Annotated in this window: 12 protein-coding genes; 6 read left to right on the forward strand and 6 right to left on the reverse strand. The window is 40.1% G+C overall.

Annotated features, from left to right (window positions below; genetic code table 11):
- Window positions 1–137 precede the first annotated feature (137 nt).
- Entirely contained in the window at window positions 138–1586 is a 1449-nt protein-coding gene (locus LRP84_RS19165) for an NAD(P)/FAD-dependent oxidoreductase (RefSeq protein WP_230576535.1), read from the reverse strand.
- A 395-nt stretch (window positions 1587–1981) separates the two neighbouring features.
- Between LRP84_RS19165 and LRP84_RS19170 the strand changes: the two genes are divergently transcribed.
- The 4 genes from LRP84_RS19170 (at window position 1982) to LRP84_RS19185 (ending at window position 4209) form a co-directional block, all read left to right on the forward strand.
- Window positions 1982–2314, forward strand: coding sequence for a DUF1904 family protein (locus LRP84_RS19170; protein ID WP_230576536.1), 333 nt, complete (start codon window positions 1982–1984; stop codon window positions 2312–2314).
- 162 nt (window positions 2315–2476) lie between these two features.
- Complete coding sequence (locus LRP84_RS19175) at window positions 2477–2791, forward strand: heavy metal-binding domain-containing protein (RefSeq protein ID WP_230576537.1); 315 nt, start codon at window positions 2477–2479, stop codon at window positions 2789–2791.
- Window positions 2792–2962: 171 nt separating this feature from the next.
- Complete coding sequence (locus tag LRP84_RS19180) at window positions 2963–3376, forward strand: RrF2 family transcriptional regulator (RefSeq protein WP_230576538.1); 414 nt, start codon at window positions 2963–2965, stop codon at window positions 3374–3376.
- A 125-nt stretch (window positions 3377–3501) separates the two neighbouring features.
- Window positions 3502–4209, forward strand: a complete 708-nt coding sequence (locus LRP84_RS19185) for a nitroreductase family protein (RefSeq protein ID WP_230576539.1) — start codon at window positions 3502–3504, stop codon at window positions 4207–4209.
- 296 nt (window positions 4210–4505) lie between these two features.
- Here LRP84_RS19185 and abc-f read toward each other — a convergent pair whose 3' ends face one another.
- The 4 genes from abc-f to LRP84_RS19205 all read right to left on the reverse strand — a co-directional run bounded on the left by abc-f (window position 4506) and on the right by LRP84_RS19205 (window position 8427).
- The gene (abc-f, locus tag LRP84_RS19190) at window positions 4506–6143 is read right to left on the reverse strand and encodes a ribosomal protection-like ABC-F family protein (protein WP_230576540.1); all 1638 of its coding nucleotides are present in this window, start codon (window positions 6141–6143) and stop codon (window positions 4506–4508) included.
- Between the two features lie 285 nt (window positions 6144–6428).
- The gene (locus tag LRP84_RS19195) at window positions 6429–6965 is read right to left on the reverse strand and encodes a flavodoxin family protein (RefSeq protein ID WP_230576568.1); all 537 of its coding nucleotides are present in this window, start codon (window positions 6963–6965) and stop codon (window positions 6429–6431) included.
- Window positions 6966–6971: 6 nt separating this feature from the next.
- Window positions 6972–7340 carry a MerR family transcriptional regulator gene (locus LRP84_RS19200; RefSeq protein WP_230576541.1) on the reverse strand — a complete coding sequence of 123 codons (369 nt, stop codon included), beginning with the start codon at window positions 7338–7340 and terminating at the stop codon, window positions 6972–6974.
- A 193-nt stretch (window positions 7341–7533) separates the two neighbouring features.
- A complete protein-coding gene (locus LRP84_RS19205) occupies window positions 7534–8427 on the reverse strand; it encodes a LysR family transcriptional regulator (RefSeq protein WP_230576569.1) in 894 nt (297 codons plus the stop codon).
- Between the two features lie 175 nt (window positions 8428–8602).
- Here LRP84_RS19205 and LRP84_RS19210 point away from each other — a divergent pair, with 175 nt between their 5' ends.
- Window positions 8603–9625, forward strand: coding sequence for a YeiH family protein (locus LRP84_RS19210; RefSeq protein ID WP_230576542.1), 1023 nt, complete (start codon window positions 8603–8605; stop codon window positions 9623–9625).
- 542 nt (window positions 9626–10167) lie between these two features.
- Here LRP84_RS19210 and LRP84_RS19215 read toward each other — a convergent pair.
- Window positions 10168–10614 carry a MerR family transcriptional regulator gene (locus LRP84_RS19215; RefSeq protein WP_230576543.1) on the reverse strand — a complete coding sequence of 149 codons (447 nt, stop codon included), beginning with the start codon at window positions 10612–10614 and terminating at the stop codon, window positions 10168–10170.
- Window positions 10615–10939: 325 nt separating this feature from the next.
- Here LRP84_RS19215 and LRP84_RS19220 point away from each other — a divergent pair, with 325 nt between their 5' ends.
- Window positions 10940–12142: an MFS transporter gene (locus tag LRP84_RS19220; RefSeq protein WP_230576544.1), complete on the forward strand. Its 1203-nt coding sequence runs from the start codon at window positions 10940–10942 to the stop codon at window positions 12140–12142.
- The last annotated feature ends 4 nt before the right edge of the window (window positions 12143–12146 follow it).

The following is a 12146-nucleotide window of genomic DNA, read 5'->3' on the forward strand; positions in this document are numbered from 1 at the left end:
TCGGTAACGGCAGATAACTTGGTTTCTAAAGAGTATTTCGTCATAAAAAAACTGCACCTCCAATTGTTAGACTGTGTCTAACAATTGGGGTGCAATTCACGGCAGGTGCTTTATTTTTACGGAATGTACGGCTTCTCTTATCGTGGAATGATCTTTTCCAGTATTTCTTCAAGCGGCCGATGATGCTGCTCCAGCAGCTCGGCGAGGATTTCCTTTCCTTCGTCCGATGCTTCCAGCACCGCTCTGATCATTTGCGGATTGAACAGCTCACCAAGCGGAACAGACAATGTGTTTACTCCCCAATACATGCCGTAAAGCTGGAAGTTGCGATTCACCGTACCCTCTTTAAGCAGCATATCCATCACCTTCCGGCAAAAATCTACCCCTTCAAGCGGTTCTGACCCGGCTTCATATTCAACGCCCTCCCACTGTAAATCCGCCGCACAGTTCAGCCACCAGGCAGGCGTAATGGCTTCACGCTGCATTCGTTTAAGTACCCGCTTTTCAAACTGCGGCTTCGGATTGCTAAGCTGCTCCCGCAAAGAGGATTGCAGTATTTCCGCTTCGATTGCCGCAACCGTCATCCCTTGACCGAAAATCGGATCATAGATGCAGTAAGCATCACCAAGGACGAGCAGGCCAGCAGGCCAATGGTGAACCTGTTCATAATGGCGGCGGTATAATTCCGCTACACGAAAGCCCCGCGGGTTGCCAACAGGTTCCAAATCCTTGACGATTTCCGCGATCAGGGAAGACGGCAGCCCGGCCACCGTTTGTTCGAATGCCTCCGCATCTGTAGGAGGAAATTGTCCTCCGGGACGGTACAGCAGCAGTTCGGCGACTTGATTCTCAATGAAGGAGAAGACGCCTGTAAAGGTGTTGTTCTCCGGCTGGCCCATAATGTTGACGACATCCCAATCTTCGGCCAGATGTCGCATTGCAGGCGGCAATGTATAGCGGCGAGTGCTGTACCCGATGGCCGTCTTCATCAGATCGGGCTTCGGCACTTCGTACCCCAGGCTCTCCAGCCACTCTGGCAGCCGGGAGGATCGTCCGCTGGCATCGACGATCAGGTCGGCCATCCGGACACTTTCTTCTCCGGCAACTTTCCGCTCCCGAACCCGTACTCCGGTAATGGCTGAACAGTCTGGAGCTGCAATGAGTTCAAGTACGTCATGCCCTTGAAGAAACCTCACATTCGGACTCGCGCTCACGCGTTCGCGGATGACCCATTCAAGCACGGCGCGGCTGAATTTATAATCATTGCGCATATAAGGTCCGCTGACGATCCCATACGGATTCATAATATGCGCTGTCTTATTGAGCGAGGAAGGCGAGCCAAGCGCGGCCAATTCCTCTTCGTAGCCGGGAAACAGATTTTCCGTAATCATTTTGCCGCGATTTGTGAATCGATGCGGATGGAAACCGTGAGGTACGCCAGCCCGGTCAGCCGGATGTTCCGGATATTTATCTTTATCAATAACAAGCACTTCTCCATAAACATCCGCCAATACGCGAGCAGTCATCAAACCTGCCATACTGCCTCCGATAACGATTGCTTTTCCCATTCGAAGATTGTATTCCATAAGCTAACTCTCCTTTTTTATGATTGATTAAATCAGTCAACAAAAGAATAATATATTTACCATTATATGTCAACTCATAAAAGATATTGTTTTAAATCGAATAAACTGGGGTTTAAGGGGTAAAGGAAAAACCCTATATTAATACAGGGTTTTATCAAACTTTGTTTTAAATTATCAATCTTCTTTATAAATGATTGAACTTTTTTACAAATTATCAAACTTTATTTTAAAGCAACAAATACAGCGCAATGAGGAACAAACAAAAACCTGCAATTGTAAGAATTAAGACGGAAAAGAGGGCCAATTGGGGGTGCCGATAGATTCTGGTGCAGCGAAATAAATTGTGCTATGATGTGGATAAATATAGAATAAAGCCATCTAACGGAGGGATTCACTTGCCGCATATTGTATTTCGTGGAATTACTACTGAACAATTAAAGAGTATAAGTAAACCATTAGTAGAAGAGCTCGCAGAGATTTGCGAATGTGGTACGGATAATTTTACATTAGAACTACCAAATTCTACATTTGTATATAATGGAGAAGAAACAGAGGCTTTTCCTCTTATTGAGGTTAAATGGTTCGAACGTGGACAGGAAATTCGTGATCGATTTGCCGGGGCACTTACCACATATATAATGGATTTTGGTCTTCCTGAAGTAGAGGTTGTGTTTACGGTTTTCTCAGAATCAGCATATTATATTAACGGAAAGCATTGTGCAAATTGAAGTTAATTAGGTTCTGGTGTAAGTTTTAGCAAAATGTAAGGTTAATACCGAATTGTATATCTTTGTATACACTGAAAAAAGTGTTTGTGTTATGTGATTGTATGAAATTAGGGTACCATATAGATAGGAATACAAGTTTATATACATAGGAGGACATATATTATGATCGTTACAACAACTTCTGCTATTCAAGGAAAAGAAATTGAAGAGTATATTGATATCGTAAACGGAGAAGCAATTATGGGAGCTAATATTGTTCGTGATTTATTCGCTTCTGTTCGTGATGTTGTTGGTGGCCGTTCCGGTGCGTATGAAAGTAAGTTAAAAGAAGCACGTGATATTGCGATGGACGAAATGAAAAATCTTGCAAAGCAAAAAGGCGCAAATGCAATTGTTGGTATCGATGTTGATTATGAAGTAGTTCGTGAAGGTATGTTAATGGTAGCTGTGAGCGGAACAGCGGTTAGAGTTCGATAAGGGAAGCAGCTGTGCGTACCCTATGATAATATGTGAACCCTTTTTTCTATCAGGAGAAAGGGTTCTTTTTGTGTGAATGAAGATAGAATATTGATCCGTCAATTCCTGCTTGATGGACTGTAGGTTGTCTTTTTAATAAAATCGATTAGACTAGTAGAGAGGTGAAAACGAATGAAAGAGAAGGTTTCAAGTACGAAATGGTTCGGACTTGCTGTGCAGTCCTTATTGGTACTGGCAGATTATGACGGTATTTGTCCTAGTGCAATCATGGCTGAAAAGTTAGGAACAAAGCCACTCTTTTTGAGAAAAATCCTTACTCATTTAGTTAAGGCAGAACTGATTGTAGCGAAAGAAGGCCGAGATGGCGGTTATTATTTAGCTAGAGCAGCAAATGAAATTACATTAGTAGAGGTTTATGATGCGATAAGAGCTGATCCATATTCAAAAGGATTCCTTGATGTAGATGGTAAGGAGTGTTTTTCTCCTTCAACATGTTCAGCTTTATATGAACTAAGAGATGAAATGGAAAGATGGCTTGTAGAGGGGCTAGCAAAGAAAAAACTAGCTGACTTACTTCCTAAATAATGAAGAGTAACTAATAAAACGGGGCTGTAGTTTTCGTTTTATTTTTTTATTTAACTGTTCTTGACAAAGGAACAGTTAGAAGAATATACTGTTCTTAAAAATAGAACAGTTAAGGGAGAAAAACAATGTCAGGAAAAAAATCTGCAGCAGAAGAGTATTTGAATAAAATACATGAACTTAATATTCATACGGAAGGTCCGAAAGAAATTACCGACACAGATTTTTTTACAATTGCTAAGGAACGCCAGTCTGTACGTCATTACGATCCTCAATTTAAAATGGATGAAAAAGATATTCGTGAAATTTTAGAGCTAGCAACTTTAGCTCCGTCATCCTCAAACTTGCAGTCATGGAGATTTCTTGTTGTGCAAGACGAAGCGGCGAAGGAAGAATTATTACCGATCGCAAACAATCAACAGCAAATTGCAGATGCTTCCGTTGTAATTGCCGTTTTAGGAGATAAACAAGCATATAAAAATGCTGAGAAAATTTACGGAGAAGTAGTGAAAAAGGGAAGAATGACAGAAGAAACGAAAAACTTTTATGTAAATTCGATTATTGAAAACTATGGAAAGTTCTCTAACGAACAAGCTACTCGCGTGGCGATGATTGATGGTGGTTTAGTAGCGATGCAGCTTATGTTAGCTGCAAAAGCAAAAGGTTTTGATACTGTACCAATTGGCGGTTTCCATCCACAGAAGTTTGTAGAAGCTTTTCATGTTCCAGAAAACCTTGAACCTGTCATGTTAATTTGTGTAGGTAAAGCAGTTAAGGCTGGTTTTGAAAAAGTTCGTCTTCCGCTTGATGATGTGTTAACGTGGAATAAATTTTAATGGGAAGAAAAAAACGGGGCTGACCTGAAAATAGACTTCGGTCAGCCCTCTTTAGTGTGTTCAGTGTGTCTAATTTTGTCGAAGGGTCTTTATCCCGCATTAACGGGCAGTAAAGGATGGAGAAGAGCAGGGAAGAAAACTGCCCGTAAAAGCCCGATTGGTTCAACTAACCATCAGTGAGAAAAGCATCACTGATGGAAGTTTCACTTTATATTGTGTCGAATCGCCGATATATTTTAAAGAACGATCGATATATTATGAAAATCGCCGATATATTGCAAAGAACAGCCGATATATTAGAGGACAGATTTTTTACATTCTTGAATTTTGTGCAGCAATTGCTCGTATTCATTTTCCAGAAGAATAACATTATCATGACGCCCTGGCATCGAAATGCGCCCAATTACTTCTGTTAATTTTGTTTGCAGGCGCAGCAGTTCCTGCTCTGTTGGATTAATAGAAGCTTGTTCTGTCCGCTTTGTATACTGTTCATAATTCCCTTGAAAGAGCCGCGGTGCTTCTTCATCTAGGTGTAAAATGTGATCAGCAATTTTATGAACAAAGGTACGGTCGTGACTAATGAATAAAACAGTACCAGGATAATGTTGCAGCATTTGCTCTAGTTCTTCTTGAGTGGCAAGATCTAGATAGTTTGTCGGTTCATCAAGAAGGAGTATATTGTAGTCTCCTAAGAAGATTTTGGCCAGCGCTACTTTTACGCGTTCGCCGCCGCTTAATACGTTCACTTGTTTATGAACATCTTCTCTTCGAAAGAGAAGACGTGCAAGAATTGTTCGTACAAATGATTCGTCATAACGTGTTTCTTCCATAACGTTTTGTAAAATGGTTTTGTCATTTTGCAGAATTGCTAATGTTTGTTCAAAGTAACCAATTTTACAGCTTTTCGAAAGCTGAATTCCTCGTTCATTTGTTTGAATCATATGAAATAGTGTTGTCTTTCCGCTTCCATTTTTTCCAAGAATAGCAAGCTTTGCGCCCGGAGCCATACTTCCATTTATATTGTGAAAGAGGGTGCGGCTGCCGATTTTTTTTGTAACCTTATTAAATTGCACAATCGTTTTACTATGAATCGGTGCGTGGTACTGCGCATCAAACTTTGCCTGCACAATTTCCCTTGGCTTTTCTTTCTTTTCTAATTGCTCTAATCTTGTTTCTAATGCTTTTGCGGCTTTTTGGACATTCCCTTGACTGTAAGCTGCATCTGATTTGTATAGCTTAGATTCAGAGGAACTAAATCGTGTTGGGATTTTTGTCATACCGGCAGCCCGCTGTTGCCTACTGGTGATTGCTTTTTCTAATCGCTGTTTTTCTTTCGTATACTGCTCAAATTCTGATTGCTGGTGCTGCCTTTGCTGTTCTTTTTGCTCCCGATAGTTTGTGTAATTTCCTTTATATTCACGAACAGAGCCATCTTCAATTTCGATAATCTTTGTGCAAATGGCGTCTAACAAGGAACGGTCATGGGAAATTAAAAGGATTGCTCCTTTATAAGATTGTAATGCTTTCTCTAATTGTTCTGTGCCATACATATCGAGATGACTCGTTGGTTCATCAGCGAATAAGATAGATGCTTCTTGTTCAAGAGCATGAGCAATTTTTAAACGTCCGCGTTCACCGCCGCTCATATTTGTTGTGATATGAGAAATTCCCCATTGTCCTTTTGAAAGAGAAGAAGCTGTTTCTAATGTCTCTTCATGGAACTGCGGAATGATGGCGATAGAACCGTAGTGGTCGATTGTCCCGTAATCAGGTTCTATTTCTTTACTTAATATTTGTAATAGCGTTGATTTCCCTGCACCGTTTACACCGACGATTCCAATACGGTCATACGCATGAATATCAAGTGCTTGTAACGTAAATAAAGTACGGTCACCAAAGCTTTTTTCAATGTTTCGTGCTGTTAAAATGGTCATAAAAAACCCTCCCTAGTTTCACCAGAGAGGATATACGTCACCCATAGTATGTAAAAAGGTATGCACAAAAAAATTGTACACGTATTTTTTACATGTTCCTGTCAAAAGAAAGTTATCGACAAAAGGGCATACTAATCCTCTTCTAGTTTTCATCATTTCGTTTCACTATTTGTGATGGATGAATAAAAAAGAGAATTAGAACTTCATTGGCCGATGTACCTTCCTTTCATAAATTTACATTTATTGTATGCGTATGGAGGTGTATTTGTCAAACCATTCTGTTAATTATTTTTGTTTGAGAGTATGATTATATACTTTTACTTTTTCCATTGCTTCTTTATCATTCACGATTTCGCTTGGTGCGTTGGCAGCCCCAATAATATAACCTTCAAAAGAAGCTCCTACAAAGTCAAAAATATATTGAAACTGTGCAATAAGCGGGAGAGCCTTTAATTTTGGATTGTCGCCGCCGACAATGACAACATACATTTTCTTACCTTGCATACGTTCTTTAAAATGCAACGATGCATCCCGCAAGCTTTGCGACCAGCGATCCACAAAGTTTTTCATATATCCGCTCATACCATACCAATAAAGTGGTGTTGCAAACACAATTGTATCATGCTCAAGCATACGTTTCGTTATACCTTCGTAATCATCATGAATAGGTTGAAAGCCTTCTGCATCATGACGCTGATCTGTAATGGGTTGGATTGTATGGCTGCGTAAATATACTTCTTCAGCATGTACGCCTTCTAGCATCATATGCGTTAATTGTTCTGTATTCCCATTTGAACGTGAACTTCCATGTAAAACGAACATCATATATCAATTCCTTTCTTTCCTTTGTTTTAACAGTGTAACGTGTTTTTGTAAGTTTGTTTGGATATGAGAAAGCAACGAAATTTGCTTTGTGACTTCATCAAGCTTTTCTTCGTAAAGCGTGATGATGCTGCTGCATGGATTATCGTATAAGTGTGGTTCTATTTCTAAACAGCGCAGCATTCGGGCAGTTTCTTCTAGGTTTAAACCGAGCTGTAAATACATTTGAATGAGCTCTACTTTTTCAATCATGGTTTCATCAAAATCACGATAGCCATTTGCAAGCCGTTTTGAAATAAGTAAGCCTTTTTCTTCGTAATGCCGTAGTGACCGTTCACTTACGCCTGTACGTTTCGATAATTCTCCGATGCGCAAAACCATCACTCCTTCTTTCTTTATCCCGCATTAACGGGCAGTAAGCCCCCTACCTCAAGATTGAGAGAGGCGAAGAGGATAGGTGGGGGATAACTGCCCGTAAAAGCCCGATTGGTTCAACTAACCATTCGGAGGAAAAGAATCTCCGAATGGAAGTTTCACTTTATTCTAAACCTTCACATTAGTGTAAAGGTCAACTATGTTTGTCCGCAAAGTTTTGCACATGCTCTAAAAATACTTGAATCGCTTTGGAAGGAATGAAATATTTTCCTCGTACGATCGAGAAAGGGCGCATGAGCTTTTCGTTTGGGACAGGTATATGACATACTTCACCAGCTTGCAGTTCTTTACGTACCGTCCAATCTGATAAAATCGCAATTCCGAGCCCGGCAGCAACGGCTTCCTTTACACTTTGAATGCTGCTAAATGTGAAGTAACGCTTCATTTTTAAATGGTGGTCATGGATGAAGCGGTCGCTGTAAGCTCGCGTTCCTGAACCCGTTTCACGGAGCACCCATACTTGATCTTGCAGCATGTTTGTATGAATCGGACTTGTCACCGTAAGCGGATGATTTGGCGAAACGACAAGTTTCATTTCATCTTCCATAAATGGCTCTGTTTTTACATCCGTGTATACGACTTGCCCTTCTACTAAGGCAATATCAAGTTGATTCGAACGAACTCTTTGCAACACTTCTTCTGTGTTTGAGATAAAGGTATGAACTTCAACGAGTGGATGTTCTTTCGCATAGTTTGCTAATATTTTAGGAAGAAGATATTCTCCGATTGTAAAACTAGCGCCAATGCGCAGTGTACCCGTAACAATATTATGCAGCGCATGAATTTCTTGTTTTGCTTCTTCGTATAGAGTAAGCATTTGTTTTGCATGTATGTATAAAATGTTCCCAGCTTCTGTGACTTGCACATGTTTTGGTGAGCGCTGAATGAGCGTTGCACCAAATTCATTTTCTAAATTGCGAATGTGCATGCTTACCCCGGGCTGTGAAAGATTCAACATTTCAGCAGCTCTGGAAAAATGCTTTTGCTCTACGACTGTTACAAAGATTTTTAAAATGTCGGTATTTATTATAATCATTCCTTTCAGTGACTAAAGGAGTCGGCTCCGCTTTTCTCTTCATTTTATCATAAGTTTTCTTGATGATTGAGATAGCATATTAGTATTAAACTTATGATTAAAATACTCTTATAATGAAAGTAGAACGAACATGCATGTTATAAGATGATTATTGGAGTGGTATAAAATGGAACAAATGTTAACCTTACAAAAGGAGAAGCGTTTTGGATTTGCGCAAGGTATTGGGATTACGTTACTTATTGCTATTGTTGCAAAATATTTGGCGCAGCTTCCATTTTTAAGTATTATGGGCCAATTAGTGATTGCTATTCTAATTGGAATGGTATGGAGAGCGGCAATTGGTGTACCGAGTCAAGCAATTGCAGGAACGAATTTTGCGAGTAAAAAACTACTGCGTCTAGGGATTATATTACTCGGTATGCGGTTAAATTTAGTTGATATTGTGAAGGCGGGCCCGAAGGTATTGGTAATGGCGGCAATTGTCATTACGTTTACACTTATTGTTGTATATGCATTAACACGTGTTTGTAAAGTGGAGAAGAAGCTTGGCATGTTAACAGCATGCGGAACAGCGATTTGCGGAGCAGCAGCTGTTATTGCGATTGGACCGCAAGTAAAAGCAAAGGACGAAGAAGTAGCAGTTAGTGCAGCGATCGTTGCGATTTTAGGAACCATTTTCACATTAGCATATACACTACTGTATCCTGTACTTCATTTGTCTCCGTATGAATATGGTGTTTTTTCGGGTGCAACATTGCATGAAATTGCTCATGTAATTGCAGCAGCAGCACCTGGTGGAAGTGAGTCGGTTGATATTGCGGTAATTATGAAGTTAACGCGCGTTGCCTTTCTTGTACCTGTAGCAATTTTAATTGGCATATGGTTTCAGCGCGGAGAAGAAGCGGGGGAAAAGAAATCTTGGCGTGATGTTCCGATTCCGTGGTTTATTTTTGGCTTCTTAGCAGTTAGTGCGTTTCATTCATTAGGAATTGTACCTGAAAAAATTGCAAGCGATATTGTCGTTGTTTCTTACATGCTTATGGCTATGGCAATGGCTGGGCTTGGTTTAAATGTAGAATTTAAGACATTTCGTAAACTAGGAACAAAAGCATTTGTTGCAGGATTGATTGGATCGGTATTGCTTTCTGTTCTTGGGTATATACTTGTATATGTATTGCATTTTGCGTAGAAGACCGTGGATTATGATACGATTAAATGGAGTTTGGAATAGATAATAAAAACTGCTGAACGTTATGGTTCAGCAGTTTTTTTATGAATACATATTCTTAGAATATGTATCTAGCAATCGTTATGCTAATTATAAAGAAAAGTAATGAAATAAATAGGCTTGATAGGGCTTTTTTCCATCGCCATCAAGTTAAGAAATTCATTGTTCCCCAAAAGGAAAAAAATGAGCTGAATTCTTATAGATAACTGTGGAGGGATAAATTTTTTGTTTTGAAGGTACTTCAAAATATTAGCTTGATGGGCAGGGGGTATTTAATTACTTTACCTTGATGGAGATGTGTTTCCTACCCTAAAAAACACCTTTGTGCAGGAACAAGAAGTAAAATTCAACTTAATCATAAGAAATGTTGCGAATAAAGAAGGTGTTTTTATCCGTATATTTCATGCACTTATATGCGATTTTTTCATCAGAAACAAAATGCAATAACTAATAGAAGCTCTGTAATTTTCAAGATGAAACTACCAAAAATAAGTCCGCTTCCCTCACTCCTTTTGCCCAGATTCTTCTTCCTCAAATCGAACCAGCGCTGCTTTCGCACGGTCCCTGAGTGAGACTAAATCTTCTTCGACATTTAAGAGGTTTTTCTTTTTTTGTTCGATGAAGTTCAGCTGCTCTTCGATAGTATTTACTACTTTTCTTAACTTTTCTGTTTGTTCACTTGTGCCTTTTACTTGCCTGTAATCCGCTTTGCGAAGCTCTAACGTGTCGCTGAGCGCGATGAATTGCTGAAGCTCTTGAAGGGAAAAGCCCATTACTTCTTTGGCATTTGTGATTTTTTTCAGGAAGTCAATATGTTCCTGGGAATATAATCTTATGCCTCCTTCACTTCGCGGGGGAGCAGGCAACAGTCCGATTTGTTCGTAATATCTAATGGTTCGTTTCGTTAAACCGCTTTGTTTCGCTACGTCATCTATTTTTATTCCGTCCATCATTTCGCTCCTATATTTCTTTATTTTTACTATTACACTAACAGGATGGAGCTTTTTAGCTCAAGAATATTATACTACAACCAGAGCTTTTCAGAAAAAACAAGCGGTTTACGCTAACGATGAAGAGGGAGTTATTAATGAAATTATTATTTTGTCCATTTAAATTAACGTTGACGTTAAGGTTAAAAAGTTTTATACTAATATTTGTAACGAAATTGCAATCATAGCTTTTTTCAATGTAAAGGGGATGGATAAGGGATATCAATCAGGGAACTGTAATAGGTTGAACTCGCCCCAAAACCGTATATAAAGGAGTTTGTAATGGATGAATTTAAATCAATCATATTCACTTAGTGCCCAAAATCAATCGGCCAAACAGCCGCTTGTCGTTTGGGTTATCTTTTTTGCCTCAGTCATTTCTTTCATGGGCTTAGGACTTGTCGATCCTATTTTACCTGCGATTGCAGAACAACTTCATGCCACCCCAAGCCAGGTTTCCTTACTATTTTCAAGTTATAACTTGATTACTGGGATTGCGATGCTGATCACCGGCGTTGTCTCCAGCAGGATTGGCATTAAATGGACTTTATTGACTGGCGTTCTATTTATCATCGTCTTTTCGGCACTGGCGGGTTCTTCAAACGGAATATGGCAAATTGTCGCTTTCCGAGGCGGATGGGGACTTGGCAACTCATTATTTATTGCCACAGCGTTGTCTGCGATAGTAGGTTTATCTGTAGGCGGAACCACCAAAGCAATCATTTTGTATGAAGCAGCCATCGGGCTTGGTATTTCCGTAGGCCCGCTGCTTGGCGGAGAATTAGGCTCTATTTCTTGGCGCGGCCCGTTCTACGGGGTAAGCGTGCTAATGATCATCGCTTTTTTTGCTCTTTTATTAAAAATGCCTCAGGTTGCAAAGCCGAAAGTAAAAAGCTCTATCCTTGATCCGATCAAAGCATTGAAATTCCCTGGATTATTAAGACTTGGGATTACAGCATTCCTTTATAACATCGGATTTTTCACGTTAATGGCATACGCTCCATTCGTCATGGGTTTGGATGAGCATGGATTGGGATATGTGTTCCTTGGATGGGGAATTTGTCTCGCTATCACATCTGTCTTTGTTGCTCCGAAGCTTCAAGCCAGATTTGGAACGATTAAATCAATGTGCGCGATGTTAACCTTGTTTGCATTAACTCTTTTGGCAATGGGAATTTGGACAGAATCAAGAACAGTTATTATTGTTTCCGTTATCATCGCAGGCCTATTCTTGGGAACGAATAATACATTGATCACTACAGCGGTTATGCAGGTTGCGCCAGTAGAGCGCGCTACGGCCTCCGCAGCATACAGCTTCGTCCGTTTCATCGGCGGAGCGATCGGACCTTGGCTGGCAAATAAGCTTGCTGAAACGTATACTCCACATGTTCCTTTCGTAATTGGCGCTGTATTTGTATTCTTGGCCATGCTGGTCGTTGCTTTTGGACGGAAACACATTGCACATGTAGATCAAGTTAGCGGCCACTAAAAAA

The sequence above is a fragment of the Bacillus rhizoplanae genome (genome assembly GCF_917563915.1).
Taxonomy (GTDB): Bacteria; Bacillota; Bacilli; order Bacillales; family Bacillaceae_G; genus Bacillus_A; species Bacillus_A rhizoplanae.

Excerpts from the sequence above, each read along its gene's own strand:
- LRP84_RS19165 (WP_230576535.1), bottom strand. The coding sequence starts at position 1,586 with ATGGAATACAATCTTCGAATGGGAAAAGCAATCGTTATCGGAGGCAGT.
- LRP84_RS19175 (WP_230576537.1), top strand. The coding sequence starts at position 2,477 with ATGATCGTTACAACAACTTCTGCTATTCAAGGAAAAGAAATTGAAGAG.
- LRP84_RS19180 (WP_230576538.1), top strand. The coding sequence starts at position 2,963 with ATGAAAGAGAAGGTTTCAAGTACGAAATGGTTCGGACTTGCTGTGCAG.
- LRP84_RS19185 (WP_230576539.1), top strand. The coding sequence starts at position 3,502 with ATGTCAGGAAAAAAATCTGCAGCAGAAGAGTATTTGAATAAAATACAT.
- abc-f (WP_230576540.1), bottom strand. The coding sequence starts at position 6,143 with ATGACCATTTTAACAGCACGAAACATTGAAAAAAGCTTTGGTGACCGT.
- LRP84_RS19195 (WP_230576568.1), bottom strand. The coding sequence starts at position 6,965 with ATGTTCGTTTTACATGGAAGTTCACGTTCAAATGGGAATACAGAACAA.
- LRP84_RS19210 (WP_230576542.1), top strand. The coding sequence starts at position 8,603 with ATGGAACAAATGTTAACCTTACAAAAGGAGAAGCGTTTTGGATTTGCG.
- LRP84_RS19215 (WP_230576543.1), bottom strand. The coding sequence starts at position 10,614 with ATGGACGGAATAAAAATAGATGACGTAGCGAAACAAAGCGGTTTAACG.
- LRP84_RS19220 (WP_230576544.1), top strand. The coding sequence starts at position 10,940 with ATGAATTTAAATCAATCATATTCACTTAGTGCCCAAAATCAATCGGCC.